25 protein-coding genes and 1 tRNA gene are annotated in these 25,654 nt (G+C 58.4%); 13 read left to right on the top strand and 13 right to left on the bottom strand.

Features of this window, described 5'->3' with window-relative positions; genetic code table 11:
* Positions 1 to 9: 9 nt before the first annotated feature.
* On the top strand, positions 10 to 705 hold the full coding sequence (locus tag QP978_RS00130) for a hypothetical protein (RefSeq protein ID WP_224784275.1): 696 nt from the start codon (positions 10 to 12) through the stop codon (positions 703 to 705).
* Here QP978_RS00130 and QP978_RS00125 read toward each other — a convergent pair.
* The gene (locus QP978_RS00125; protein WP_016421461.1) at positions 702 to 896 is read right to left on the bottom strand and encodes a DUF4236 domain-containing protein; all 195 of its coding nucleotides are present in this window, start codon (positions 894 to 896) and stop codon (positions 702 to 704) included. The genes QP978_RS00130 and QP978_RS00125 overlap by 4 nt on opposite strands.
* A 231-nt stretch (positions 897 to 1,127) precedes the next feature.
* On the opposite strand from QP978_RS00125, the gene QP978_RS00120 reads away from it, so the two are divergent.
* Positions 1,128 to 1,580, top strand: a complete 453-nt coding sequence (locus QP978_RS00120; protein WP_016421460.1) for a hypothetical protein — start codon at positions 1,128 to 1,130, stop codon at positions 1,578 to 1,580.
* Between the two features lie 210 nt (positions 1,581 to 1,790).
* The gene (locus QP978_RS00115; RefSeq protein ID WP_016421459.1) at positions 1,791 to 4,508 is read left to right on the top strand and encodes an ATP-dependent Clp protease ATP-binding subunit; all 2,718 of its coding nucleotides are present in this window, start codon (positions 1,791 to 1,793) and stop codon (positions 4,506 to 4,508) included.
* A 123-nt stretch (positions 4,509 to 4,631) separates the two neighbouring features.
* Here the strand turns inward: QP978_RS00115 and QP978_RS00110 are convergent, their stop codons facing one another.
* Both QP978_RS00110 and QP978_RS00105 read right to left on the bottom strand, forming a co-directional pair.
* Positions 4,632 to 5,477, bottom strand: coding sequence for a hypothetical protein (locus tag QP978_RS00110; protein ID WP_284856702.1), 846 nt, complete (start codon positions 5,475 to 5,477; stop codon positions 4,632 to 4,634).
* Complete coding sequence (locus QP978_RS00105; RefSeq protein ID WP_187400234.1) at positions 5,477 to 6,037, bottom strand: hypothetical protein; 561 nt, start codon at positions 6,035 to 6,037, stop codon at positions 5,477 to 5,479. Before QP978_RS00105 ends, QP978_RS00110 begins: the two co-directional genes overlap by 1 nt.
* Before the next feature lie 133 nt (positions 6,038 to 6,170).
* Between QP978_RS00105 and QP978_RS00100 the strand changes: the two genes are divergently transcribed.
* Together QP978_RS00100 and QP978_RS00095 are read left to right on the top strand one after the other, a co-directional pair.
* Complete coding sequence (locus QP978_RS00100) at positions 6,171 to 7,004, top strand: DUF1266 domain-containing protein (RefSeq protein ID WP_187400235.1); 834 nt, start codon at positions 6,171 to 6,173, stop codon at positions 7,002 to 7,004.
* A 333-nt stretch (positions 7,005 to 7,337) separates the two neighbouring features.
* The gene (locus QP978_RS00095; protein WP_005510144.1) at positions 7,338 to 7,514 is read left to right on the top strand and encodes a hypothetical protein; all 177 of its coding nucleotides are present in this window, start codon (positions 7,338 to 7,340) and stop codon (positions 7,512 to 7,514) included.
* 39 nt (positions 7,515 to 7,553) lie between these two features.
* Here the strand turns inward: QP978_RS00095 and QP978_RS00090 are convergent, their stop codons facing one another.
* Together QP978_RS00090 and QP978_RS00085 are read right to left on the bottom strand one after the other, a co-directional pair.
* Positions 7,554 to 8,816 carry a lipase family protein gene (locus QP978_RS00090; protein ID WP_284856701.1) on the bottom strand — a complete coding sequence of 421 codons (1,263 nt, stop codon included), beginning with the start codon at positions 8,814 to 8,816 and terminating at the stop codon, positions 7,554 to 7,556.
* Between the two features lie 62 nt (positions 8,817 to 8,878).
* Positions 8,879 to 9,811 carry an HhH-GPD family protein gene (locus QP978_RS00085; protein WP_284856700.1) on the bottom strand — a complete coding sequence of 311 codons (933 nt, stop codon included), beginning with the start codon at positions 9,809 to 9,811 and terminating at the stop codon, positions 8,879 to 8,881.
* Between the two features lie 29 nt (positions 9,812 to 9,840).
* On the opposite strand from QP978_RS00085, the gene QP978_RS00080 reads away from it, so the two are divergent.
* Both QP978_RS00080 and QP978_RS00075 read left to right on the top strand, forming a co-directional pair.
* Positions 9,841 to 10,473: a carbonic anhydrase gene (locus tag QP978_RS00080; RefSeq protein WP_042388218.1), complete on the top strand. Its 633-nt coding sequence runs from the start codon at positions 9,841 to 9,843 to the stop codon at positions 10,471 to 10,473.
* 4 nt (positions 10,474 to 10,477) lie between these two features.
* A complete protein-coding gene (locus tag QP978_RS00075; protein ID WP_016421452.1) occupies positions 10,478 to 11,188 on the top strand; it encodes a hypothetical protein in 711 nt (236 codons plus the stop codon).
* Here the strand turns inward: QP978_RS00075 and radA are convergent.
* Both radA and QP978_RS00065 read right to left on the bottom strand, forming a co-directional pair.
* Positions 11,185 to 12,744: a DNA repair protein RadA gene (radA, locus tag QP978_RS00070; protein WP_284856699.1), complete on the bottom strand. Its 1,560-nt coding sequence runs from the start codon at positions 12,742 to 12,744 to the stop codon at positions 11,185 to 11,187. The two genes, QP978_RS00075 and radA, sit on opposite strands and share 4 nt — an antisense overlap.
* Positions 12,745 to 13,036: 292 nt before the next feature.
* Positions 13,037 to 13,723 carry a hypothetical protein gene (locus QP978_RS00065; protein WP_016421450.1) on the bottom strand — a complete coding sequence of 229 codons (687 nt, stop codon included), beginning with the start codon at positions 13,721 to 13,723 and terminating at the stop codon, positions 13,037 to 13,039.
* A gap of 156 nt (positions 13,724 to 13,879) precedes the next feature.
* Between QP978_RS00065 and QP978_RS00060 the strand changes: the two genes are divergently transcribed.
* From QP978_RS00060 to rlmB, 3 genes are all read left to right on the top strand, one after another.
* Entirely contained in the window at positions 13,880 to 14,455 is a 576-nt protein-coding gene (locus QP978_RS00060; RefSeq protein WP_016421449.1) for a CarD family transcriptional regulator, read from the top strand.
* A gap of 139 nt (positions 14,456 to 14,594) precedes the next feature.
* Positions 14,595 to 15,998: a cysteine--tRNA ligase gene (gene cysS / locus QP978_RS00055; RefSeq protein ID WP_042388940.1), complete on the top strand. Its 1,404-nt coding sequence runs from the start codon at positions 14,595 to 14,597 to the stop codon at positions 15,996 to 15,998.
* Positions 15,999 to 16,055: 57 nt separating this feature from the next.
* A complete protein-coding gene (gene rlmB, locus QP978_RS00050) occupies positions 16,056 to 17,000 on the top strand; it encodes a 23S rRNA (guanosine(2251)-2'-O)-methyltransferase RlmB (RefSeq protein ID WP_070833295.1) in 945 nt (314 codons plus the stop codon).
* A gap of 558 nt (positions 17,001 to 17,558) precedes the next feature.
* On the opposite strand, the gene QP978_RS00045 is transcribed toward rlmB, so the two are convergent.
* From QP978_RS00045 to QP978_RS00035, 3 genes are read right to left on the bottom strand one after another with little or no spacing between them, the layout of a single operon-like run.
* A complete protein-coding gene (locus QP978_RS00045; protein ID WP_048731809.1) occupies positions 17,559 to 18,431 on the bottom strand; it encodes a metal ABC transporter permease in 873 nt (290 codons plus the stop codon).
* Positions 18,431 to 19,111, bottom strand: a complete 681-nt coding sequence (locus QP978_RS00040) for a metal ABC transporter ATP-binding protein (protein WP_016421445.1) — start codon at positions 19,109 to 19,111, stop codon at positions 18,431 to 18,433. The genes QP978_RS00045 and QP978_RS00040 overlap by 1 nt, the downstream gene beginning before the upstream one ends.
* 2 nt (positions 19,112 to 19,113) lie before the next feature.
* Positions 19,114 to 20,124: a metal ABC transporter solute-binding protein, Zn/Mn family gene (locus QP978_RS00035; RefSeq protein WP_016421444.1), complete on the bottom strand. Its 1,011-nt coding sequence runs from the start codon at positions 20,122 to 20,124 to the stop codon at positions 19,114 to 19,116.
* Between the two features lie 317 nt (positions 20,125 to 20,441).
* Between QP978_RS00035 and QP978_RS00030 the strand changes: the two genes are divergently transcribed.
* Positions 20,442 to 21,548, top strand: a complete 1,107-nt coding sequence (locus tag QP978_RS00030; protein ID WP_016421443.1) for a LacI family DNA-binding transcriptional regulator — start codon at positions 20,442 to 20,444, stop codon at positions 21,546 to 21,548.
* 103 nt (positions 21,549 to 21,651) lie between these two features.
* Positions 21,652 to 22,275, top strand: a complete 624-nt coding sequence (locus tag QP978_RS00025) for a flavin reductase family protein (RefSeq protein ID WP_016421442.1) — start codon at positions 21,652 to 21,654, stop codon at positions 22,273 to 22,275.
* On the opposite strand, the gene QP978_RS00020 is transcribed toward QP978_RS00025, so the two are convergent.
* The 3 genes from QP978_RS00020 to thrE all read right to left on the bottom strand — a co-directional run bounded on the left by QP978_RS00020 (position 22,257) and on the right by thrE (position 25,031).
* A complete protein-coding gene (locus tag QP978_RS00020) occupies positions 22,257 to 22,733 on the bottom strand; it encodes an META domain-containing protein (RefSeq protein WP_016421441.1) in 477 nt (158 codons plus the stop codon). The genes QP978_RS00025 and QP978_RS00020 overlap by 19 nt on opposite strands.
* A 14-nt stretch (positions 22,734 to 22,747) precedes the next feature.
* Positions 22,748 to 23,125 carry a hypothetical protein gene (locus QP978_RS00015; protein ID WP_016421440.1) on the bottom strand — a complete coding sequence of 126 codons (378 nt, stop codon included), beginning with the start codon at positions 23,123 to 23,125 and terminating at the stop codon, positions 22,748 to 22,750.
* A 277-nt stretch (positions 23,126 to 23,402) separates the two neighbouring features.
* Positions 23,403 to 25,031: a threonine/serine exporter ThrE gene (thrE, locus tag QP978_RS00010; RefSeq protein WP_016421439.1), complete on the bottom strand. Its 1,629-nt coding sequence runs from the start codon at positions 25,029 to 25,031 to the stop codon at positions 23,403 to 23,405.
* Between the two features lie 359 nt (positions 25,032 to 25,390).
* On the opposite strand from thrE, the gene QP978_RS00005 reads away from it, so the two are divergent.
* A tRNA-Thr gene (locus QP978_RS00005) sits at positions 25,391 to 25,466 on the top strand.
* Positions 25,467 to 25,654: the final 188 nt, after the last annotated feature.

Raw genomic sequence — 25,654 nt, 5'->3', positions numbered from 1 at the left:
CTGGTCAACGTGACATCGCTCCCAACACTTGTGGTTGATAATTTGTGTGGGGATGCGATTGTTGCCAATCCGAGTGAGGGATTGACCATCGGGCGTGACGCCGACCTCAAAGTGGGCGAAGATAACCGCTACATGCACCGCATAGCAATGTATGTGTATGCGGAATCCGGAATGTGGTTTTTGCTCAATAACTGCGAGCACGTGACTGCAATGGTGCACATTCCGGAGGTGTCGCGGTCATTCCGGCTGGCTCCGCAACAGCGTTTTGATCTGAGCTACCCGGAGTATTTCATCCGCTTTTCCGTCAAGGATGACCAGTACGAAATTCAGATTAAACAGGATATTGAGCACGCCGATGCAAAGGTCGTGCTGCCAACTGACGGGACTGAAACCATCTCGGTTGGGGAGCTGCCGGAGCGCCAGCGTGCTCTAATCGCCGCATATGCGGAGGACTATCTGCGCGGCCGAATCGACACCATTATGGTTTCGTGCACCGATGCCGAGGCCGGCCGAAAGCTGGGAGGCAAGACTGCAAAGGCAGTCGAGCATTACCGCACCGCACTTTTTGAATCCGCTTTGAGCAAGGGGCTGGTCTCAAGCAAGGAGTGGCAACGGGTTAATCAAAAGAGCCGTCTGCAGCTGGTAGTTGTCGCTGCAATCGAAGCACGATTGGTCACTGCAGACGACTTGAAACTGCTCGCTTAACGACGGTACTTGCGATAAGTCAATCCCTTAATTGGCGTGTTCACAGTGGTGGTTCGGCCGCCACGGGCATTCTTCGTCCACCGAACGGGCCCCATGCGATAGGAATATCCGAGGCCAGAACGCGATAGCGTAACCCGGGAGTTGCGGGTGGGGCGGAAGGTCTTTCGGAAGCTGAATAGTTTGAAAGCCATTGATATGAGTCCATTCTCGGTGCGTCACAGACTGCCATGCGCTCTGACCGTGCTGCTTTGGACAGCATCGCTCTCTGACCGCATTGTGCCGGTGACATAAGCGGATAAAACGTGGTGCGTTTGATGGCACCACTGTCCAGATTTGGGCAGTCCAGCATGGTTTGGCTAGGGGAGAACTCCCCGGGGAGAACTCCCGTTTCTTTTGTGTCCGAGAGTTTTTAATCTGAGATCATGTTCACCAAGAAGATTTCCGCTGTAGCCGCCGCAATCACTGCCGCCGCTGCGCTTGCTGTTGTCAATCCGTCCGTCGCCGATGCAGCTACGAAGTATCCGAGGATTCATGCGGACCTCGTTTCGTACGGCAACGATGATGGTCGAGTTTTCTGTGATGGCTCCGCGAAGTATGGGTTTTGGAGCTGTCAGACCACCGAATCGTGGAGTGACAAGGCTAAGCCTGACTACAACATGTTCGAGGTAGATCTCGAAGAACGTGAAGTGGTTGAGCGAACCTTTGCTGACTTTGATGCCAATTTGGATGTTTTCAAGCTGAAGGAAGGTAAGAAGTACCTCTTTAACGGCATCGTAGTTCAGGGCAAGAACGGCACTTTGTACTTCAGTTCTCCGAAGCAACAGTGCCGTGGTGAAGTTCAACCTGATTTTTGGACCGCAATCGAAACTGACTAGTTGTGTGGGGGATAACGTCGTTTCCCATTAGCTCCCGGTGGCATTGCCGCCGGGAGCTTTTGCTGCCGTATGAGCAGTGATACCTCTCTCGACCAGCCTGTTCGCTACTGGCGTACGGCTATAGGGATTAATCTGTGTCGCGGCGCGTTTAAGCTAGGTGAAACAACCTTTATTGAATTACGGCAAAAATAGACACTTGAAAGGGCAGTGATGTTCGAGAGGTTTACGGACCGAGCACGTCGCGTTGTCGTCCTGGCACAGGATGAGGCACGCGAGCTCAATCACAATTACATCGGCACGGAGCACATCCTGCTCGGCCTGATTAGTGAAGGCGACGGTGTGGCTGCCAAGGCGCTGGAGTCCATGGGTATTTCCCTGGACGCTGTGCGCTCTGAGGTGGTCGACATTATTGGTCGTGGCTCCCAGCCGCCGAGCGGTCACGTGCCGTTTACCCCGCGTGCAAAGAAGGTGCTGGAGTACTCTCTGCGCGAGGCTTTGCAGCTGGGTCACAAGTACATCGGTACTGAGCACCTGCTGCTCGGCCTGATTCGTGAGGGCGAAGGTGTTGCCGCTCAGGTTCTGGTTAAGCTCGGCGCTGACCTGCCGCGCGTACGTCAGCAGGTTATTCAGCTGCTCAGCGGTTTCCAGGGCGATGAGTCCGATGGTTCTCCGGAGCAACGTCCGGTCGGTGCTACTTCCGGCGCTCGTGTGCAGGAGGGTAACCACCAGTCCGGTTCGCTGGTGCTCGATCAGTTCGGTCGTAACCTGACCGTGGCTGCACGTGAGGGCAAGCTGGATCCGGTCATTGGCCGTGAGAAGGAAATCGAGCGCATTATGCAGGTTCTTTCTCGCCGTACCAAGAACAATCCTGTGCTGATTGGTGAGCCGGGCGTTGGTAAGACCGCCGTTGTGGAAGGCCTCGCGCTGGACATCGTCAACGGCCGTGTGCCGGAGACACTGAAGGATAAGCAGCTTTACTCCCTCGACCTGGGTTCCCTGGTTGCGGGTTCCCGTTACCGCGGTGACTTCGAGGAGCGTCTGAAGAAGGTGCTCAAGGAGATTAACCAGCGCGGTGACATCATTCTGTTTATTGACGAGATTCACACGCTGGTCGGTGCCGGTGCTGCAGAGGGCGCAATTGACGCGGCCTCGATTCTGAAGCCGAAGCTGGCTCGCGGTGAGCTGCAGACCATCGGTGCTACCACTTTGGATGAGTACCGTAAGCACATCGAGAAGGACGCCGCTCTCGAGCGTCGTTTCCAGCCGGTGAACGTGCCGGAGCCGAGCGTGGATCTCACTATCGAGATTCTGCGTGGTGTTCGCGATAAGTACGAGGCTCACCACCGCGTATCCATCTCGGACAAGGCGCTGGTTGCGGCAGCTACCCTCTCGGATCGTTACATCAACGACCGCTTCCTGCCGGATAAGGCTGTTGACCTTATTGACGAGGCCGGTGCTCGTATGCGCATCAAGCGCATGACTGCCCCGGCTGACCTGCAGGAGATCGACTCCAAGATTGCCGATGTGCGCCGCCAGAAGGAAGCCGCCATCGACGAGCAGGACTTCGAGAAGGCAGCTGGTCTGCGCGACAAGGAGCGCAAGCTGGGCGAAGAGCGCCGCGAGCGCGAGAAGAAGTGGCGTGCGGGCGAGTCCGACACCATCGCTGAGATTGGCGAGGAACAGATTGCGGAGGTCCTGGCTTCCTGGACTGGCATTCCGGTGTTCAAGCTCACCGAGGAAGAGTCCTCGCGTCTGCTGCGCATGGAGGATGAGCTGCACAAGCGCATCATCGGTCAGGAAGAGGCTGTCAGTGCTGTCTCCCGCGCTATTCGTCGTACCCGTGCTGGCCTGAAGGACCCGAAGCGTCCGTCCGGTTCGTTCATCTTCGCTGGTCCGTCCGGTGTTGGTAAGACCGAGCTGTCGAAGGCTCTGGCCGAGTTCCTCTTTGGTGAGGAAGACGCACTCATTCAGATTGATATGGGTGAGTTCCACGACCGCTTCACTGCTTCTCGTCTCTTCGGTGCTCCTCCCGGATACGTCGGCTACGAAGAGGGCGGCCAGCTCACCGAGAAGGTGCGCCGCAAGCCGTTCTCCGTCGTGCTTTTCGACGAGATTGAGAAGGCCCACAAGGAGATTTACAACACCTTGCTGCAGGTCCTGGAAGACGGTCGTCTGACTGACTCGCAGGGTCGAGTGGTGGACTTCAAGAACACGGTTCTGATCTTCACCTCGAACCTGGGTACCAGCGACATTTCCAAGGCTGTTGGTATGGGCTTCTCGGGTGTCGGCGAGGCCGATGAAGATGGCAAGTACGAGCGGATGAAGGACAAGGTCCACGACGAGCTGAAGAAGCACTTCCGTCCGGAGTTCCTGAACCGTATCGACGAGATTGTGGTCTTCAAGCAGCTGAGCCAGGCTGAGATTGTTCAGATGGTCGACCTCATGCTGGCCCGCGTCAGCGACCAGCTCGACGAGAAGCGCATCACCATGGAGATTTCCGACCGCGCCAAGAACCTGCTGGCCAAGCGCGGCTTCGATCCGGTGCTCGGCGCCCGTCCGCTGCGTCGCACCATTCAGCGCGAGATTGAGGATCAGCTCTCCGAGAAGATTCTCTACGGTGAGATTGGTCTCGGCGAGACCGTCTTCATCGATGTCGAAGGCTGGGATGGCGAGTCCAAGGACGTCGACAAGGCGAAGTTCACCTTCACCAACAAGGGCAAGGCCGGTAACGTTGATGCCGACGGCGGTGCTCTGGGTGAATCCGAGGAAGACAAGGACGTTCTCGGAAATGCTGACGGCACCCTGAGCGTTGAAGCCGACGACATCGAAGGTGCTGCTGACCAAGCCGCTGCCGAGGCAGAGGTCGACTCCGATAACGACGGCCACAACCCGCCACCGGCTGGTGCGGGTGCTGGCCAGCCACTCTAAGAGGTTTAGCCGCTAGCAGTACCAACGAACACTGCCGCCCCAGTTCCGATTCCATTATGGGAGGAACTGGGGCGGCAGTGTGTCTATATGCGGTCTTTCCTAAAAGCGCGGAGAGTTGTAGTTCTACTTGGCCACGCCGAGGTCGACCAATGCTTTCTTTGCCACTTCGGGGTCATCATTTTTGATCATGTACTCAACGATTCCCTGGTCCTCTGGGAGGATTTCCGCAACTGTGATGAGGGACTCCACTCGCTGCGCCTTGAATGTGGAACCGCGCGTTGATTCTGCCGGAATCTCAACGGCATCCAAGACGGGCTTGCCGTCACGAACGGCGGCGGTGGCGGCAGGGTCATCGGTGAAGACTACGTAACCAACGTCGGGTGCCTTCGTAGTATCCACGGAACAGTTGGTACCCATTGCCTGTGGGGCAGGGGCGTTATCCGCACCGTAGTAGCTAAACACCACTTCATAGTCTGTGCAGGCCCGCACGAAACTAGCAATCGGTTCGGGTGCGTGGTCGGCAGGGGTGAGGCCGCCAGCGGTATCCCCACCAGTGGCACCGGTAGCGCCACCGTTGGAAGCGCCGGGATCGGCAGGTGCTTCAGCGGCGGACTGTGCGGGAGCAGCGGACTCGTCTGACTTGTCACTAAAGAGCGCGTCTTTAGCCGCAACGTAGGCAATCGCTAGCACCACGATGCCCGCTATCACTAAGGGGAGGAGTAATAGCTGCTTCTTTACACTGAGACCTTTCGATGCGCCGCTGGCCTGAACACCTGTCGTGCCCGCACTGGAGTTTGACCTGGAGGTAGCAGTCGTATTTGCCGGAGATGCTCCAGTTTCTAGTAACGAGCCATGCTTGATGTAATGGCGATAGCCATTTTCCGCAATAGCCAGGTTTTGCTCGATGTGTGATGTGTCTTCTGGCCCATTTAAGCGGTCGGGCGAACCCGGGTATGCAAGTCGAATCATTATTCAGTCCACCACCGTGAATCAATGTCGGAGTACAGGGAGCGCATCGACTCTGCAAGCTCTTCCAAACTATTGCGATTGAGACGGTGCTTGTTTTCTTTCCATCGCTCAAAAAGCTCCGTCGACGACACTGCACGCGAGGCCTCCGTTCGTGCCTCTCGGCCTGCGGTCAGGGCCCACTGGGCGGCAAATTGCACACGTTTCGCAGCTTTTTCTGTGAAACCGCTCCACACTTTATATGTGTTGTAGAGCTGGGCCACGACGGCCCAGCCACCCTTGTAAGGCAGAACTGTGACGTTGCCCAGGTTGTCAAGTTCAAGGAACTCAAAATGGGATGGATCCTTCTTATCGGCGGTCACGAGGATCCTGCGGTTGGTGACAAACGCGGCACCGTCCACCCCGCTAGCTTTCGTGGCGGCGGCTTCCAGCACAATCTCGTCGACACCAAGGCCTTCTATAACGGCTTCGGCGGCAGCGTGCACAATCTCGGAATCGCCAGCACGCTTAAGCGCAGCACCGAGATCTGGCCGGTCTGTCAATGCAATTTGGGATCCTGTCATGCACACGAGACTAACAACACATCAAAAACTGTGACTGGGTGTGCTGAATTATGGCGTAGATCATTCCCCAGCATAGGGGTGATGGATGGGGCACCGCGGAACCGCGCCAGAAACCTCGGTACGTTGTGTGGATATGAGCTCAACGTTCACGCCAGCAAAGTTTGATGATACTTGGATTTACCGCCTTACAAAGTTCCCATGGCCGGAACCGGCGCCGAGCAAAGATGAGGTGCGCCGCCACTCTTGGGCAATGGTGTACAAGAGCAATAAGGCGTTTGCGACCCCGCTAGGGGTTGAGGCCATCAACGCAAGGGCGGCCAAGTACTACAAAACTTCTCTCGAGCAAAACTGGGGGGTCACTGGTGCACAGGAAGCGTATCAGGTTATTGATGCTCTGCTCGAAGGTGGCCAGCACGTGGAAGATGACCTGGTTTTACCCCTCGCATACGCCGTGAAGGACGTCCCCGAGCGCGAGCTAGATGTGGAAGTGGAGGAAAAGGTCGAGTTCCTCAAAGACTTCTTTATTGCCCAAGGCGCGGATCCGCGTCGTGGAGAACGTAAGTTCCGCTACCTCGTAAGGATGTTGCGCTCGGAGGGCTTTGCCAAAGCAGCGGCCCCGGCACTGCCCGCCACTACTCGCGCATGGGACATAATCCGTGTTCACAACGTTGGTGGCCCGGCAACGGAGCTGGGGTGGATCTCTCCAGAAGAGTTCCTTCAGATTTCAGACAAGGCCGTGGCGGCGCTGCAGCGCTACTTCGTGTCGTGGGCTGACGTAGCCGCAAGTTTCTGGTGGGGTCGAATGATTTGGGCGAGTGATGGTGAGCCCGACGTCACCGCTGCGATGAAGGATCAATCGCAACGGCTCACCGAGCTGCTCGCACACAGTGATTCGCCTTGGGTGCGCGTGCCCTTGCACGACATCCAGGCCGAGGAGCCATTCGCATCCTTGGGTGGTTTGCACTAACTAGCTGTCGTCATTGTTCGGCACGCTGTGGCGGTGGCCGGTTTCATGAGCTCACTAGGGGCGGTCACAAATAACGGATTGAGGCATCTATGGCGCAGGGACGGCGAGTTCAATGACATCTGCAAGGCGAAGTTATCTTCACCAATATGAGGCAAGGTCGGTAACGTTGATGCCGATGAGCGGTGCCTTGGCCGATTCTGAGGAAGATGACGGGCGTTCTCGGCAGTGCTGACGGTATCCTGAGCGTTTGTATCTGGCGACATCAAAGGTACTGCCAATCAAGATACTGCCGAGGCAGAGACCGAATCTGATAACTCCGAGGGAGAGAACTAAATGGGGATTCAATTTCGCAAGAAGCAGAACCTGGACAAGGACACGTGGCTGAACTACTCGGGTTCGGGAGTCTCTGGTTCTAAGCGTATCGGTCCAGTGACCATTAACAGCCGTGGCGGTTACACCGTCCGACTGGGCAAAGGCTTGACCTTCCGTGGTCGCTGGAAGAAAAAGTAGCTGTATTTGCTAGATGGAGGAAAGTGGCGAATGTCGCCGCTAGTACCCCATTTTCTGATTCACCCACGCAAGCATCTCTTCGTGGGTGAGCACGTAGGCAAGGCCGTGCGTCCCATCACCGAGGTCAGTGTCGACCTCCATGTAGGTGATGTCGGCGCCGGCCTTTTGCCACTTCTGCACAAGCTCGCGTGCCGACGTCACTGGTAACACATCATCCAATGCGTTATGGGTAACGAACACGGGCATACTGGGAGTCTTTGTGCCCAGAGCCTGCTCGTCCACGTGGCGTCGAACGACGGGGGAGAGCTCCGGCGAGCGCAGATTTTCCGCTATCCCCAAGTCGTTGGCCGTAAATGCCTTGGTGTCATTGCGAGGCCAACGTTCGACAGTGGCGCCAATGCATTCATCGGCGGTGAGCTTCAGGAAGTCCTGCCCCAGCGGGCTCAGCATGCGCTCGATTGGTTCTTTGGTCTCTGGGTACTCTGCAATCAAGCCGTTCATGAAGTAACCGACGAGTCCCGCCAGCGCCGAGCCGCGAATATGTAGCGCAGTGTCGGTGAGATCGGCCGGAATAGCCCCGGCGTAGACAGCGCGGATGTTCAGCTCCGAGGCGTACTCATCGGCTAGCTCGGCGGCTGCAGCGGTGGCGCCTCCGCCCTGTGAGTAGCCGAACAGCGCAATGGGAGTATCTGCAGGTAGTTGTAAAGTCTCAATAGCCGCTCGCGCCATATCGAGCGTGTTATTCCCGGCAATCTCACGGTTGAGATACGGATGTACCCCAGGCGTGCCGAGCCCCTGGTAATCCACAATGGCAACATTCCATCCCTGTGCCAGCAGCTGAGGTGCCGGAGGCGTCGGAGGCGCTTCGTAACGCAGGGCGACCGAACTGGCACAGTTATCAGCCATACCGAGAGTTCCAGGTGCAATTACTGCCAGTGGGCGCGGGGATTTCTCTGACCATCGGGCGTAGGGCTGCAAAATTGTGCCGGACACGGCTGTCTGGCGGTGGTCGCGTGCACCTGTGGAGGAAAACACGACCCGCTGTGCACGTGCGGGCGCATTGACCGGAAATGGCGTCTTCGTAATTACCTGCCCCGGAGGTAATCGCTTCACCGTAGAAGAGTCAGAGTCCGAGGAACTGAAGCCAATCGCACCTAATTCATCCACTGCTGAGCAGCCACCGAGCGTTCCCACGCTAGAGCCCAGAAGAGCAACTCCAAGCACTGTGCTCAGCGCAATTCTGCGCTTACTAGCCCCAAAGAGACAGCGCTGGCGCTGAGGTCGATGGGGCGTGGCATTCATGTGTCTAATTCTAGGCAACGCACTTGTTCGAATCTGGTCTTTACCGGAGCATTGCCTCGGCTTTAACGGGGCAACTGGAAGCGGCCATCGGAGGTTTGCTCCGCAAGTCCGTCGTCAAGCAGGGAAAACAATGCGCGGGAACGCTGATGCGTATCATCCCAGACCGCATCCAGAGCGGTCTGTTCGACGGGGGAGTCGGCGGCGCGGAGCACGTCGAGAAGCAAGCCCCGGACTTGACGGTCGGTGCCTTCGAACTTCTGCACACGCCGTTTCGCAGCGGCGATTTCATGGTCCTCGGGTTCGGGGCGACCGGCGGCAATCCAGGCGCAACTGGTGGCGATGGGGCAGGCCTCGCACTCGGGTGTCGTTCGACAGACAGTAGCGCCGAGTTCCATGAGTGCGACAGAGGTCTCGGCCGCAGTCGTCGGGTTGAGTGGTAGGAACTCTTCGACGAGCGTCATGTCTGTGCGTTTGGCGATGCCGGGTAGGTACGTGCCCTGGCGGTGTCGCCGGAGTACGCGGCGCACGTTGATGTCCACCACCGGCGTGCGCGCGCCAAAAGCAAACGCCGCTACCGCCCGAGCTGTGTAGTCTCCTACCCCCGGAAGGGCTAACAGTGTGTTCACGTCGCTTGGTACTTCGCCGTCGTGCTTTTCGACGATCTTTTCTGCGCATTCACGCAGCCGGAGTGCACGTCGGGGATAGCCGAGTTTTCCCCACATACGCAGGACTTCATCTTTGGGGGCGACTGCCAGATCGGCTGGGGTGGGCCATTTTTCCAGCCAGGCGCGCCACGAGGGGATGACGCGGGCGACGGGAGTCTGTTGACTCATCACTTCGCTGACGAGCACAGCCCATGGTGAAGTGCCTTTTTCACGCCAGGGAAGTGGCCGCATATTGGCGCGATACCAATCGCGTAAGGCGGCATCGACGTGTTCGTCGAAGTCGTCGGATTGGTTAATTGCAGAGGTCAATCTACATTCTCGCTTTCCCATAAACAGCGGAGTCGTTGCACAATATAACTATGAGCAATTCTGAGAGGACTCCTGAGAGTGTATGGCAATCGATGGTGCGCGGAAACCTCCGCTTCTGCGAGAGCAAGACGGCGCATCCTCGCCAGGACTTGGTTCGTCGTAAGCAGCTGACGCAGGGGCAGAAGCCGAAGGCCGTTGTGCTGGCTTGCTCGGATTCCCGTGCACCGGTGGAGATTATCTTCGATCAGGGCCTGGGCGATGTATTCGTGATTCGTACTGCCGGTGAGATCACCGACCTGTCGGTGCTGGCTTCGCTGGAATTCGCAGTTGATGGTCTGGGAGTTCCGCTGGTGATTGTTCTCGGCCACGAGTCCTGCGGCGCTGTGGCTGCGGCGAAGAATGCACTGGACGGTGGCGAACTGCCGGGTGGTTTCCAGCGTGTGCTGATTGAGAAAGTCACCCCGTCGCTGTTGGCGGCTCGCAAAGATGGCGAGACGGAAATCGACGAATTTGAGCGGCGCCACGTGCGCGAGATTGTTAATCACATTATTGATCGCTCGCCAGAGATTTCATCGCGCTTGGTGACCGGCGAGGTGGGCGTTGTCGGTATGCGGTACCGCTTGGAGGACGGACGCGCTGAGACCGTCGTTACCCATGGAGTCAGCGAGAACCCGCTAACCTAAATGTGTGACCAATAAGCTGCCTCCAGAAATCTACCGGCGTCGGCGTATCGCCGCGGCGGTGTTGCTCGTTATCATCCTCGTTCTCCTGGGCTGGGGTATTTCCGCACTGGTAAACCGGGACAGCGAGGATTCTGAACCGGTGAATGTCACCAGGGATGACGGGAAAGAGGTGACCCCTCCGGAACAGCCCAAGGAACCTTACGCGCCTAAGTCTGACAAGGACTCGACGAAGGACAAGTCTGACAAGGATGCCAAGACGGACGCTAAGGAAGGCGAAGATTCCGCGAAGGATGACGCTCAGGCGGCGCTTGCGAACAAAAAGGACTGTAGCCTTGCAGACCTGCAGGTGACAGCCACCTCGGATCAGCCGAACTACGGCGATGAGCAGCCGACTCTGGCAATTACCGTCCACAATCCCACCGGCGGTGAATGCCGCGTGAACCTCGATGAGCAGCAGTTGCGCTTCGAGGTGTACGACCTGGCAACGTACGAGCGCGTCTGGTCGGATGTGGACTGCAATGACTCCGAAGGCCACGGTGAACTGGTATTGGCACCGGGCGAGGAAGTCAACTATGCCGCCACCTGGTCGCGTCTGACCTCGGCGCCGAACAAGTGCTCCGAAGAAGACCGCGTCCCAGCGCCCTCCGGGTCGTACATCTTCTACGGCGTGATTGGTGACAACAACTCTGACGCCTACACGTTCAACATGCGCTAGCGCTTAGTTCCCAACCCAAGCTCAATGGCCTCGGCAACGGTGCCTGCTTCCAGCAGCCGCATCCCCGCCGGGCCTTTTGCGCCTCTGGGCACAATTGCCGTGTCGAAGCCCATTCGATGAGCTTCCTTAAGCCGCCACTCCAAATCGGTCACTCGGCGCACTTCGCCGGCCAACCCCAGTTCGCCGAGTGCAATGGTTTTGTCCTGGAAGGTCCGCTTAGTCATGGATGAGGCCAGTGCCAGCGCGATTGCCAGGTCCGCGGCAGGCTCCGACAGCGTCATACCGCCGACGGTGGACACGTACATCTCCATGCGGGCCAACTGCTTGAAGTTTCCATGTTCAGTCAGCACGGCCGCGACCATCGGCACGCGGCGAGGGTCGAGGCCAGAGACATTGCGTCGCGGGTTGTGCGCCTCGGTATTGATTACCAGGCCCTGCACCTCCGCCAGCAGCGGTCTGCGGCCATCCATGGCCACGGTAATTGCAGTTCCCGAGGTCGGCGTTCGGTGATGCAAAAACAGCCCCGAGGGATCCTCAACTTCCGCAATGCCGCCCGCCGTCTGCTCGAAGCAGCCCACTTCATCGGTGCTTCCGAAACGGTTTTTCAGGCCGCGCAAGAAGCGTAGCCCCGAATGCCTATCACCCTCGAAGTTGAGCACCACATCAACCAGGTGTTCCATTGTGCGCGGGCCGGCCACATTGCCGTCCTTGGTCACGTGTCCTACCAGGAAAATCGCAGTTCCGGTCTCCTTTGCCAGCGCCGCCAGCGCAGAGGTTACGGCGCGAGCCTGGGCAACGCCACCGCGAGCACCTGCGACGTCGGCACGCATCGTCTGCACAGAGTCCACAATGAGCAGACCGGGGGAGAGCTCCAGCGTCAGATCGATGACGTCCTCGATATTCGACACTGCCGACAGGTACAGCGAGTCCGACAGTGCGCCAGTGCGCTCGGCACGCAGCCGCACCTGACCGACCGATTCCTCACCGGTGACGTAAAGCGTCGGCCCCAAATCGCCGTCCGCGCAGCGGTAGGCCACTTCAAGTAGCAGCGTCGACTTACCAACCCCCGGTTCGCCTGCCAAGAGCACCAACGAACCCGGCACAATACCGGAACCGAGCACTCGATCCAGCTCGCCGATGCCCGTGCGCACCGCGTGCGCAGCCTTGGCGGAAATCCCCGTGATCGCGGTCAACTCGGAAGATGAAGTGGGGATTCGATCTGTTGCGGAGGTCTCGGCGAGGAAACGTTCCTCCGCCTCGTCGTCAAGCGCGCGCTGTGCTAGACGCTGGCTTTCAGCCGCGACGGAAGTGGAAGATGCTTTACGACGACCACCCCGCGCGCCGGGTTCCGTCGCGGCAGCGCTACGGCGACGTTGCTTGGCTGCCCGCGCGGCAATTTTGTCCTCCAGCGTGGAGGCGGACTTCCCACCGCTGGAGCGGATAGTGACCTTCTCTAGCGTGCCCCACTCTTTGCAGTTGGGACATTGGCCGACCCATTTCGACACCTGCCAGCCGCATGCTGAGCATTCGTAGGCTTCGTCTTTGGTCTTGGCCACGGTGCAACCACCTTTGCTTCAAGAGAGGGGACACGACAGACTCCACAACGTGTGTTGTGCGGTATGCGGTGAATGTCGCGAGAAAATTTACCCCAGATACGCGAGAGCGGGCCAGGGCAGTGTCAATGACTTGTGTCAAGGATGACTGTACTGCCGTGACCCGTATCAAGCGACCAATCGCCCATGCCCGCTCGATGAAGCGCCTCGCGTTATTTGCGGGACAGGACTGCGCTGTACCAGCGCCTAAAAGTGCGCTGCGCGCGAACAGCGCAGGAACACCACTGTGCTGCGATTACTTGGATTCAATCATGCCGTCAGCACCGCGGTTCGGTGCGCCAGCTTCCAGAATGTCAGCAGAGATGGTGATGTCCAGGTCGTAGGTGTTGGTCTGGCCCTGCGGGTCAGTGAACTCGAAGGTGGCCTCGCGGTTCTGGCCAGCAGCGCTGCTCTTGTCGCCAACCAGGGTGCTCGGGTCCAGCTCATTGGTGTAGTACGCGATGCAGCCGGTGTTGTCCTTGGCGGTCTTAGCCAGCGGATCGATGACGGACTTCGGGCCGGCAACAATCTGGCACTCACGCGGCAGGGAGTCCTCGCCCTTTGCAGCCTTAGCGAAGGAAGGTGTCTCAGCGACCTTCTTCAGCTCAACCTCGCCGATACCTTCAACGGTGACGGACTTCAGCTTGTAGACCGACTCGGTAGCGCGCTGCTGGTTGCTGGCGGAGAACTTCAGACCAGCGGTACCAGCCTCCGGGTCAACCAGGATATGAGCGTCGCGGATGTTGACGAAGCCAAGAGCCGAGTTGGTGTTCTCAGCACCCTTGCCGGCAGCATCTTCGCCGCCGTTCATCGCACCGTCTACAGCCGGGTGCTGATTTGCGGTCTGCGAAATCTGACCGGCGCCACAAGCAGCAAGTGCAACTGCGGATGCTGCGGAGACGGTGATGAGGGCGCTGCGGCGAAGTACGGACTTGAAGGCCATGACTAGATTTCCTCCAGTAGCTTGAGGATGGGCGATAGGATTTTCAGTATTTAAAGAACACCTTAGTGTCTTCCTAAGATGTTCTCATACTACCCGTAAAATCATGGGGGGGGACATGATAGGGTGGAAGGCCGTTGGAAAGGGCGTGTGCATTACATGGAATTCAGCATTGGGGATACCGTAGTTTATCCGCACCACGGAGCTGCGAAAATCGAAAACATCATTGAACGAGAGCTTAACGGTGAGACCGTTCAGTACCTCGTACTGCAGATTCTGCAGAGTGATCTGAATATCCAGGTGCCCGCCAAGAATGCCGAGCTGGTCGGTGTCCGCGATGTTGTCGGTGAAGAGGGGCTGCTGAAGGTCTTCTCCGTTCTGCGTGAGACCGACGTAGAAGAGGCCGGCAACTGGTCCCGTCGCTACAAGGCCAACCAGGAGCGCCTGGGTTCGGGCGACATTAACAAGGTCGCTGAGGTAGTTCGTGACCTGTGGCGCCGCGATCAGGATCGCGGTCTGTCCGCCGGCGAAAAGCGTATGTTGAGCAAGGCTCGCCAGGTTCTCGTCGGTGAGCTCGCGCTTGCCGACGGCGTTGATGAGGCCAAGGTCGAGGAAGTTTTTGCCCGCGTCGATGCCACTATCGAGCGTCACCGCGCGCTGGCACAGGAAGGTACCGCCGGTGAGAAGAAGGACGAGGCCGACGATAAGCCGGTGGACCTGGACGCAGACGCATAAGTCGTTTCCCTTCCTCGGTTCCTTCCAGTAGGGATTTTCTGCACTTTTCCGGTTAACGGCTAGCGCACATACATTGCCCGTGTGCGCTAGCCGTTTTCTCTTTTTCACCCGTATCTATTTCCCCGCTATGCTCGGGGCTGTGACTTTTCAAATCTTCGATACCGCAACCCGCCAACTGAAGGATTTTGAGCCTCTCCGCGAGGGGCATGCCTCCATTTACCTGTGCGGTGCGACCCCGCAGGCTCAGCCGCACATTGGCCATGTTCGCTCCGGCGTGGCCTTTGATATCTTGCGCCGTTGGCTGATCGCCAAGGGGTATGACGTCGCCTTTGTGCGCAACGTCACCGATATCGATGACAAGATTTTGAACAAGGCCGCCGAGCACGGCCGTCCTTGGTGGGAGTGGGTCTCTCGCTTTGAGCGCGAATTTACCTGGGCTTACAACCAGCTCGGTGTTCTCCCGCCGAGCGTTGAGCCGCGCGCTACCGGGCATGTCACTCAGATGGTGGAGTATATGCAGCGTCTGATGGATAACGGCTTCGCCTACGCTGTCGATGGCAGCGTCTATTTCGACGTGGATGCCTGGTCCAAGGCTGAAGGCAGCGACTACGGCAGCCTGTCCGGCAACCGCGTCGACGAGATGGAGCAGGGCGAGACCAATACTCCGGGCAAGCGCGGTGCGCACGATTTCGCACTGTGGAAGGCTGCCAAGCCGGGCGAGCCCTCGTGGCCGACGCCGTGGGGCAATGGCCGGCCGGGCTGGCACCTGGAGTGCTCCGCCATGGCCACCTACTACTTGGGCTCGGAGTTCGACATCCACTGTGGCGGCCTCGACCTGCAGTTCCCGCATCATGAAAACGAGATTGCGCAGTCGCACGCAGCCGGCGACGGCTTTGCTCGCTACTGGATGCACAACCACTGGGTCACAATGGCCGGCGAAAAAATGTCGAAGTCGCTCGGTAACGTGTTGTCCGTGCCGCATATCCTGACCATGGTTCGTCCGGTTGAGCTGCGTTACTACCTCGGTAGTGCGCACTACCGCTCCGTGCTGGAGTACTCCGAGGAGGCTCTGCAGGAAGCGGCAGCGGGCTACCGTCGTATCGAGGCGTTTATGCACCGTGCCGTCGATAAGCTCGGCGATATAGAAATCGGTGAGTGGACGCCGGCGTTCGAAGCAGCGCTCGACGACGACCTCGCCGTCCCACGCGCGCTCGCGGAAATCCACAACGCTGTTCGCGGAGGTAATCAGGCGCTTGCCGACGGCGACGAGACCAAGGCCAAGGAGATTGCCGGTGCTGTCCGCGCTATGGCCGCAGTCCTTGGGTTCGATCCGCTGAATGAGCAGTGGGCAACCTCCGATTCCGGTTCCGATGCGGCAATGCATGCGCTCGGTGTGCTGGTTGAGCACCAGTTGGAGGAACGCACCCGGGCTCGTGCAGAGAAGGACTGGGCTACGGCTGATGCTGTGCGCGACCGTCTGAAGGAAGCGGGTATCGAGGTAACTGATACCGCGGATGGTCCAGCATGGTCTGTCGCTGACTAGGGCTGAAAAGCTGGCTTTAGGCTAAAGAAAACTATTAACAACAGGAAGCAGGTAGCTATGGCAGGCAACGGTCGTCGTGGTGCAGTGCGCAAGGCAAGCAAGAAGAACGTTGGCGGCTCCGGTGGCCAAAAGCGTGGCTTGCGTGGCAAGGGGCCGACCCCGAAAGCAGAGGACCGCGTTTATCACGCAGCTCATAAGCGGGCGAAAGAGAAGCGCCGCCGTGACTCGGGGCGTCATGAGCGCAAGGGGGATGGCACCGAGCTGGTAGTTGGCCGTAACCCGGTCGTGGAGTGCCTGCATGCAAAGGTGCCAGCGGCAGCGCTGATTGTGGCGCTGGGTACCGACAATGACGAGCGCCTGCAGGAGTCAGTGCGTATCGCTAACTCCCGTGGTATCCCGATTCGCGAGGTGCCCCGCCACGAGTTGGACGCCATGACCGGCAACACTATGCACCAGGGTATCGGCCTGCAGATTCCGCCGTACAAGTACGCATCTGTCGAAGATCTGATTGATTCGGTGGCCAAGACCGGGGAGCCGGGCCTTATCGTCTGCCTGGATAACATCACCGACCCCCGTAATCTGGGCGCGGTCATTCGCTCGGTGGCGGCCTTTGGCGGTCACGGTGTGGTGATTCCGGAGCGTCGCTCGGCTGCCATTACGGGCGTCGCCTGGCGTACCTCAGCTGGTACTGCTGCGCGTCTGCCAGTTGCGCGTGCGACCAACATGGTGCGCTCGCTCAAGCAGTTCCAGAAGGCTGGCTATCAGGTCGTTGGCTTGGATGCCGGTGGCGACCACACGCTGGACACGTACGACGGCACCACCCCGGTGGTTGTGGTCGTCGGCTCTGAGGGCAAGGGGCTTTCGCGCCTGGTGCGCGATACCTGTGACACCATCATGTCCATTCCGATGACTGGCTGGGTTGAGTCTCTCAATGCTTCCGTTGCTGCCGGTGTGACCCTGAGTGAGTTTGCCCGCCAGCGCCGGGCTAAGAGTAGTCAGTAGCGCATTTGATACCCCCCGTAGGCGCCATTATCAATTCGTTATAGTAATGGCGTTTACGTGGGGTATTTTGCGTTCTAAATGGCGGCCGGTACTTATGGCTACCCCCAGTAGTTCAGCGCTTTAAAGATAATTCTATTTCCGGCGTGCGCTGCAGAAATGACGGCGTTATTATCACTTCCAACAGAAAATTATCCGTAGTTTCCTGAAGGGGAGGGCGGGCATATCATGCTCCTAGAAATGGGGGCGTAATTGGCCGTAATTTAGGGATGCTCACGGACCTAGCGGTGGCTTGTACAGCTAGCTTTTGGGTCACTGAGATGTCAGACCACGACATCCTCAGCGTTAGTTTTTCTGTCTGCCGGGTCACCCCATTTCGGCAGCCTCGCAGTCTTAAAAAGAGCTGGGGGTATTGGAGTCTGCTTTTAGAGAATCCAGTAAAAATACGGGCAGCCCCTCGGTGGCGAGAGGGAAGGTGGACGCACCTTCTCCGCAATCGTCACTCGAGGAGCTGCCCGATATTTTTGTTGTTTTAACAGCTACTCCGAAAAGCGTATGTGTCTATTTTCTCCACTTGGCAGCCTGAACGTCGTCACGCGTTGCCTTACGCGACTGCACCGTTCCGATGGCGTAGCAGATGAGGTAGATGACAAACGCGATTGTCGTCACTAGAACGCTGACCGGGATACCCGGTGCGAGCGAGAGAACGATGCCGCCGACAGCCGCGACCTCAGCGAAGATGGTCGAGAGGATGATGGCCTTCACCGGCGAGGCAGTAACGAATGCGGCTGCGGCACCCGGGGTGATAATCAGGGCGATGACGAGCAGAGAGCCGACGATTTGCACGCCCTGGGCGGCCACGAGACCGGTGAGAATCGCGAAGTAAATCGATAGCGCCTTCACGTTGACACCACAGGCGGCGGCCATGATGGGGTCGGCGGAGGCGAATAGCAGCGGGCGCCATTTCCAGGTAACGCCGCCGACGACGATGACCGCGACGATGGCCATCGTCCATAGAGAAGTGTCAGTCAGACCAATGATTTGGCCGGTGAGAAGTGAAAACGCGGTACTTGTCCGGCCGGGGTAGAGGTGGATAAACAGCACCGATAAGCCCATGCCGAAGCTCAAGACCACGCCCACGACCGCATCTTGGCGCCCTCGAAGCGACAGTGCCGCCAGGACTATTGCGATGAGCACCGAACCGATAATGGCACCGCTGCTGACACTGACACCAAGTAGTAGGGCCGCGGATGCACCCATAAGTGCCAGCTCGCTGGTGCCGTGGACCGTGAAACTCATCTGTCGCATGACGATCAGGGGCGAAATGATGCCGGAGATTAGCCCGAGTAGAGCTGCCGCGATGAGAGCATTGTGGACGAACCCGACTTGGAGCAGAGCAGCGGTGTCGGAGAAATACTGAGTCAGTAGGGTCATTAGACGATAACCAGCTTTCCCTCGACACGGGCAACCGCAATGTTGGTTTGGTAGAGCTCCGAGAGCGTCTCTGAAGTGATAATTTCCTCGACTGACCCGACCGCATGTCCGTGCGGCGTCAGGTAGAGCACCCGGTCACAGACGCCCAGGATGGGGTTGATGTCGTGGGTGACAAAGACGACTGCCGTGTCGTTTTCCCTCCGATGCCGGTCCAGGCGCTCGACCGTGGTCCGTTGCGCCGCAGGGTCGAGGGAGAGCAGAGGCTCGTCGCAAAGCAAAAAATCTGGTGCCGAAACGAGCGCCTGCGCCTGACGGACAAGCTGCTGCTGACCGCCAGAGAGCGTGCCGACGCGACGGCCTGCAATACCGCCCGCGCCGACAAAGTCCAGCATTTCGTCGGTGGCGGAGCGGTTCTTGCCGGCCGCCAACTCGACGAGGTCGCGAACCCGAATGGGCAGTGAGGGCTCGAACATCCGCTGCTGTGGAATGTAGCCGAGGTTCCCGTCGACTTTTACTGAACCGTGAGTCAGCTGGCGCATGCCAAGGGCAGCGGTCAGCAGCGTGGATTTGCCGACGCCATTGGGGCCCAGGATGGCCAAGAACTCGCCGGGCTCGATATTCAAATTGAGACCGGACCACAGCGGCTCGACGGCTGCGTCAGTAAAAGTCAGTGAGGGCAAAGTTATGCGGACTCCATATCGGAAAGGGTTTTCTTGTAGAGGTCAAAGAACGACTGGTCAGCGCTCGGCGACTCAAAAACATCGACGATTTTAACGCCCTTTGCCTTGGCAGCCTCGACGAGTCGCTGCGAGACCTGGTCGTGGGTCTGCGGTGCGTCGATGAGGTAGTCCAACTCGCCGGACTCAATCAGCTTCAGCATTTCATTGACATCGCTTGCCGACGGCTCGGACTCATTCAGTGTGGACTGACGGTAGCCCTTCGGGGTGATGTCCTCGACCTTCGTGTCCTTCAGGATGTCATCGGCCAGCGGGTGAACCTGAGCAACCTTAGCGGCCTTGAGCTTGCTCTTGGCCTCTTCGATGTCCTTGATTTCCTTATCGACGGCCTTGGTGTCGGCCTTGGCGCCCAGCTTGGTCAGAGCTTCGGCGAGCTGCTCTGCAGTTTCTTCAACCGCATCGGTGTCGTACCAGACGTGTTCGTTGGCTTCGCCGTCATGGTGGTGGTGCTCGTGGCCTTCGTGGTCGTCGTGACCTTCGCCATCATGCTCGTGGCCTTCATGGTCGTGCTCGTGGCCCTCGTGATCATGGTCGTCGTGGCCCTCGTGATCATGGTCATGTTCGTGGTCATGGCCTTCTTCCTGCGGCAGCGCAGAGATGATGACCTTGTCCTTTGCGTCACGCAGAGAGGAGGTCAGCCATGCGTCGTAATGCCCGCCACCTGCGACGAGAATATCGGCGTCCTCTACCTTTGCCATGTCGGCTGCGGCCGGTTCGTAGGAGTGAGGGTCGATGTCGTTGGACGCGATAATCGGGTCGATGGAGACCTTCTCGTCGTCGGTGACTGCGTCGGCGACGTCTGCCCAGACCTTGGTGGAGGTGACCACCTTAATGGTGTCTTCGGACTTGCCCGCGGACGTAGCGCTGTCATCATTGCTGGAGCATGCGCCGAGACCTGCGACGAGGCCGGCGCTGGCGACTAGCGCCGCGATGCGCGTGGAAAAGCGTGCCTTCATATATGTATCCAATCCTGTTGCGGGCTGAATTATTCCTTTTATTCAGCTCCTGAGCATCAACCGCTATTGAAAACAGTTGTCTTTTAGTTCAAAGAACATAGTAGGGGCTGCGGAGACCCAGTCACAAGGCGGGCCTCTGCCGGAGTGGCCGAAATGACAGTCGCGCACATTCGTTGGGTAAAGTTGTCCGCGATTAGATGCGTGTGATGCTCGTTGTAGTTCTTTTCCATAAAATCGAGGTTTTCTACCTGAGGTAGCTGGACGAAGATATCTGAGCGGGCAGTCGCTGTTGGTTTTTCAAGAAGGGTCGGTATTCCGTGCAAAGTCGGCGTCGTCGTGGCACCTTGGCTTCCATCGCTGCAGAACTTGGGGTCTCGCGCACGACTGTGTCCAACGCGTACAACCGCCCTGACCAGCTCTCGGAGAAGTTGCGGGAGCACATCTTGGAAACTGCGGAGCGGCTTGGCTATCCCGGGCCGGACCCAATGGCTCGCGGTCTGCGCATGCGCCGGGTTGGCGCCATCGGCGTGCTGTTCACCGAGCACCTCCCGTTCGCTTTTGAAGACCCTGCGTCGGTGGATTTTCTCGCCGGCCTCGCAGAGGAGCTCGGCGAAATGGGCGACTCCATGTTGGTCATTCCAGCTTCCTCCGAGGAGGGCGGGGACGTAGATCTCAATCTGATTCGGCAAGCGGTGGTCGACGGTTTCGTGGTCTACTCCGTCGCGGACAACGACCCGTTCCTCGCTGCCGTGCGCGCCCGTGGCTTGCCGACGGTCGTGTGCGACCAGCCTGCAGATGCGGTGGCTCTACCGTTTGTGGGCATCGATGACCGTGAGGCCATCAAGCCCGCGGTGCGACACCTGACTGAACTGGGACATCGCAAGGTGGGAATCTTGTCAGTGCGATTGTCGCGTACCCCGAACTCGGGATATGTCACGGAGAAGCGGCTGGCAGAAGCTCATCACCAGGTGCAGAAGAACCGCGTCGAAGGTGCGCTGGAAGCGCTTGCCGAGGCTGGTATTCAGCAGGTGGATGTGCCTATCATCGAGCGCCACCTCAATGACCGCGAGAATAACCGCGATGCGGCTCGCCAGCTGCTGACCGACAACCCGGATCTCACGGCGGTGGTCTGTACCACGGATACTCAGGCAATTGCGGTCTTGGAATATGCCAAGGAGAACGGAATTCGTGTTCCGGAGGACCTGTCCATCACAGGCTTTGACGGAATCGAGCGCGCCCTCTTCCACAAGCTGACCACTGTAATTCAGCCGAATAGGCAGAAGGGCATTGCCGTCGGCCGCGCGCTGGCCGAGGAGCTTGAGGCCGCACGCGAGGACAGCGGTCGCGCTCCTCGCGTCTTGTTGGAGACTGAGTTTGTCGTTGGATCGACAACCGCAGCGCCGTCGGCACCGTCAGCCGGGTAGCGGGCCGACGAGGGTAACAACATCGTGGCGCTATCGGGGGCTCTTGGGGTGGTAAACCCCACCTCGTCTTTACTGTGTTCGGATTCAGATTAAGGTCTATTACATGACAGATTCAACAAATTCGAGCACCGACCGATCAGCTGCGGCTCTCAATAGTCCGGAAGCTACCCGCGACGACCATGTCGAACTTGGCGGCCCCGTCGAATTGGATGAAATGTCTATCCGTGGCGCGATGAGTGAGTTCACCACTGGCGTGACCATTATCGCCACCGAGGATGAAGGCGAAGCGTACGGTTTCGCCTGCCAGTCTTTTTCCTCGCTGAGTCTCACTCCACCGATGGTTCTGTTTACTGTCATGAAGACCTCGCGGTCCTGGCCGCATATACGGAACGCTGGACGCTTCTCCGTCAATGTGTTGGCCGAGGATCAGGAGGATATCTCGGCAGCCTTCGGCCGCAGTAATGGCGAAAAGTTCAAGACGGGGAAGTGGACCCGCTCTGAGCTGGGCAACCCTTTATTGCACGGCTGCTCCGTGTGGATTGATTGCACCGTCGTCGATGTTTACGAAGGCGGCGATCACTGGATTGTGACGGCGGATATTGTGGCTATCGGCAAGCGTGAAGAAATCAATCCGCTCATTTACCACCGCGGTTCTTACGCACGGGTTTCTCACCCCGGCACCGATGCGCCTGTCGATCAGAAGTGGCGTCAGCGCCCCTCGGTGTAACCCGAAGTTGTCGCAGTCCAGCCACGGCGATCCTCGCCTGGCTTGGGGTCTTTCATCTCTCGCATGCGCAGACCATTGTTGTCCTGCGTGTAGACGAATTCGCCCGCCACAATCTTGTGGAAACGCTCCGAATAGGTCTGCGCCTGGTCTGAGCAGTCCAAACTGCGAGTCTGCTCCGGGGTACCGAATTCGACCGCCTCGCCCTTCCACTGCAGCGAACCAGAGCCGTTGCCACAGGAATCAGCGAAGGTATATGTTGTCTGCCCCAACGTAATAGTCGGCGCCTGAGTTCCGTCCGGCACACCGTGGGGCAGGTTTGGGTCATCAAAGATCGCGGTTATCTGCCATTGCTTGCCGACGATCTCCGCTGCCGGCTTTGCCTGGCATGCGGTAGCCGTCATGGACACTGCCGCAACGACAGCTACTGCGGCAACCGCTTTTTTCCCGCTCCGACCCATGCTGCGTGACCCCGTTAGTTAGCTGCCTTCTTGGTGGTCTTCTTAGCAGCCTTCTTCGTCGTCTTCTTAGCGGCCTTCTTGGCAGCCTTCTTCGCCGTCTTACGAGTGGTCTTCTTTGCGGCCTTCTTGGTCGACTTCTTCGCAGTCTTCTTAGTGGACTTGCGTGTGCGCTTTGCGGTCTTCGGAGCGTTTTCCTTCTCGTATTCCTCGTGAACCTTCTTGAAGCTCAGGCCTTCCTTCTCCACTCCGAGCATGCACATCAGAGTGACGGCATCGTAGAAATCCTCGGCGAAGGTAGCAACAATTCGCCGTGCGCCAGCAGCGGTCTTTTCTTCGACCTTGTGAAGAGCCTCGTTCTGAGCAGTGCGAGTGTCTGTGACCTTCGGTGGCACGAATCCTCCTGGCAAGCATGGCCTTAATTGCGCCCCATACACCTACTTCTGCCAGCCATCTCGCCACATGCTCCCGGCACTGAGCTCAACCGAGTTCAGTGAAGAAGGAATGGGATTGTGATGACGCAGTTTCAGCTTTAAGCGCTACTTACAATTCAAAAACCTTATTCTACCACGTTGTTGATAGGTCGCGCGGTGTGGATAATGCTCCCATGGATACGGCTAGTCCACGCAGCGGCTGTCCCGCGGATTGAGCAGTGGCTGCCCCGCGGAATGGCTAGTCCACACGCGGGTTCATACCGCCCTTGAAGCGGTAGTTGCGTGGACGGCGAGGCTTGTTCCGCGGATTCACAGGACGGATGCGACGCATACCGGCCCGGATTGGACGGGTCAGGCCACTGTCTTCGCGCAGTGCGCGAGGGCGACGGAGCCTGCGCGCCATCCATTCACCGAGGACAATACCCGCAGCTAGTGCCGTCGCAATGCCTAGCGCTGAGGCTAGCGCCGTAAACCCCTTGGTCGGGTGGTCGTGCAGCAGTGCGTGCATACCGCGGTAGATCGTCATACCCGGAAGCAGCGGGGTTACGCCTGCCACTGCCGTAATCAGCGGCGGGATGGACCAACGTCGTGCCAGCAGGCCACCGATGAGACCAATCAGCGTTGCTGCCGCGCCTGCGCTGGTCACCGGATGAACTCCCAGTGGAGTCAACACGTAGTAGTAGGTCATCGACCCCAGCAGAGCGACCGTTCCGGACACTGACAACGCGGTGAACCCAGCATTCGAGGCCAACGCAAATGCGATTGAGGCGGTAGTTCCCGCTATCACCCTCACTGTCGCCTGTGCCAGGTTGAGGTCAGAACCCGCGATGACGTCGGGAAGCGGAATGCCCAGCATTCCGGAAAACTCGATGCCCATTGCGATGCCAGCGACGATTCCGCCGGTCAACAACATGGTGTCGAAGAAGCGCGCGGAGCCAGTCACAGGTGCGCCGGTGATGCCGTCTTGCAGTGCTTGCACGAGGGTTAGGCCGGCGAGCATCACGATAATTCCCGAGGCGATCAGCCTGGATGGCTGCATCTCAAAGGGGAGATACGCCTGCGCCGCATTGAGCACAGCAGCGGAGAGCGTGGCAATGAGACCGCCGACTGCATTCTGAAAGAATGTGGGCAACTCGCGGGCAGCGAGTTCACCAATCACGATGACGATGGCCAGTGTGACCGCAGCCGCGATAAGGGCGACCTCGAAACTCGAGCCGAGCAGCACTGTCACAGATGAAGCCAGCAATGCCCAGCCAGTGTAGATGACGCGGAGGCGGTATTTTGCGGGCTCACGCTCGACCTTGTCGATAGCCTCAATAGCCTCCTCCAAGCTCAGGTGGCCCGCGCGAATTCGGCGGATGACACGGTCGGTGTGACGCAAGCGCTCGAAGTCGGGCACTGGTGCGGTGACAACGCGCATCGCGGTAATAGGGGTACGGCGCGCGCCGATGAGGTGGTAGACCGTCACGGAGGTCAACGTGATATCGACTTGGATTTGGGTGAGGCCATAGGCTGAGGTCACGGCCTTAATTTGTAGCTCGGTATCGCGGTTGCCCGAGCCACATGCCAGCAATAGCCCGCCGATGCGAGCAGCGAGATCGAGTACGGCCGTGACCTGACTCGGGTCGGAATAATCGATCGGTGCCAGCGGCAGCGGGGTAGTAGTCGAGTGCACTAGGTCGACAGTTGCCGTTGGGCCGGAAACGAAATCAATCACGCGCTGCTTGAAGGTGGACTGACCTTCGATTGCAGGAAACTGGGTCTGCGGAGTGTCGTCGTAAGAGACAGTGGCTTCAGCGTCGTAGAGATCATTCTTCGCAGCGGAGTTTTCTCCGGCGTTGGAATTGCTGTCACCAGCGAATGACATGTCGACACTTCCTTTCCCCGATACTGCCTGGGGTGCATTGCAGTGATGCTGCAAAGACGCGATGCGGAGACGTTGCAGAAACATAGCCCCAGTGATTTAGCGATAGTCACACTACCCCGTCAGTGACCGAGAATCTTAATTCGTTTTTGAGGCGGTGAATTTGCCTATCTGAGCGGGGCTTTTAGCGTGTGGAAAAGTGTTCAAGAAGTGCGGTTGCAGTTTTCCTGTGGTGTCGTTTTTAACTTCTGCTTGCCAACCTGTACAATCGCCTGTCAGCGGCACAGCTGAGTTCGATTCTCAGGTTGACTCTGATTCTTTCGAGCCAGCGACGGCTAACGCCAAAAGGTCGCTTTAAAGTTGCCGGGATGGCGCAATTGGTAGCGCAACTGATTTGTAATCAGTAGGTTACGGGTTCGAGTCCCGTTTCCGGCTCCAAAACCCCAGGTCAGGAAGTTTTCCGGCCTGGGGTTCTTTGGTTTAAAGGGTGCTCGCGTCCTTTTTGGGTCCTTTTTCGTCGCTCCAATGCAAAAACCCCCGCGCCAAGAGGGGTTAAGTAAAGAAAAGTGTGTCTTTTCCGGGCGTGTTGCGGTTATTTGATCCAGCCTTTTTGGATGCCGAGGTTG

It is taken from the genome of Corynebacterium sp. MSK035 (assembly GCF_030232615.1).
GTDB lineage: Bacteria > Actinomycetota > Actinomycetes > Mycobacteriales > Mycobacteriaceae > Corynebacterium > Corynebacterium jeikeium_D.
Note: the sequence above shows the minus strand (reverse complement) of the source record. Positions and strands in the feature narration are given on the sequence as shown.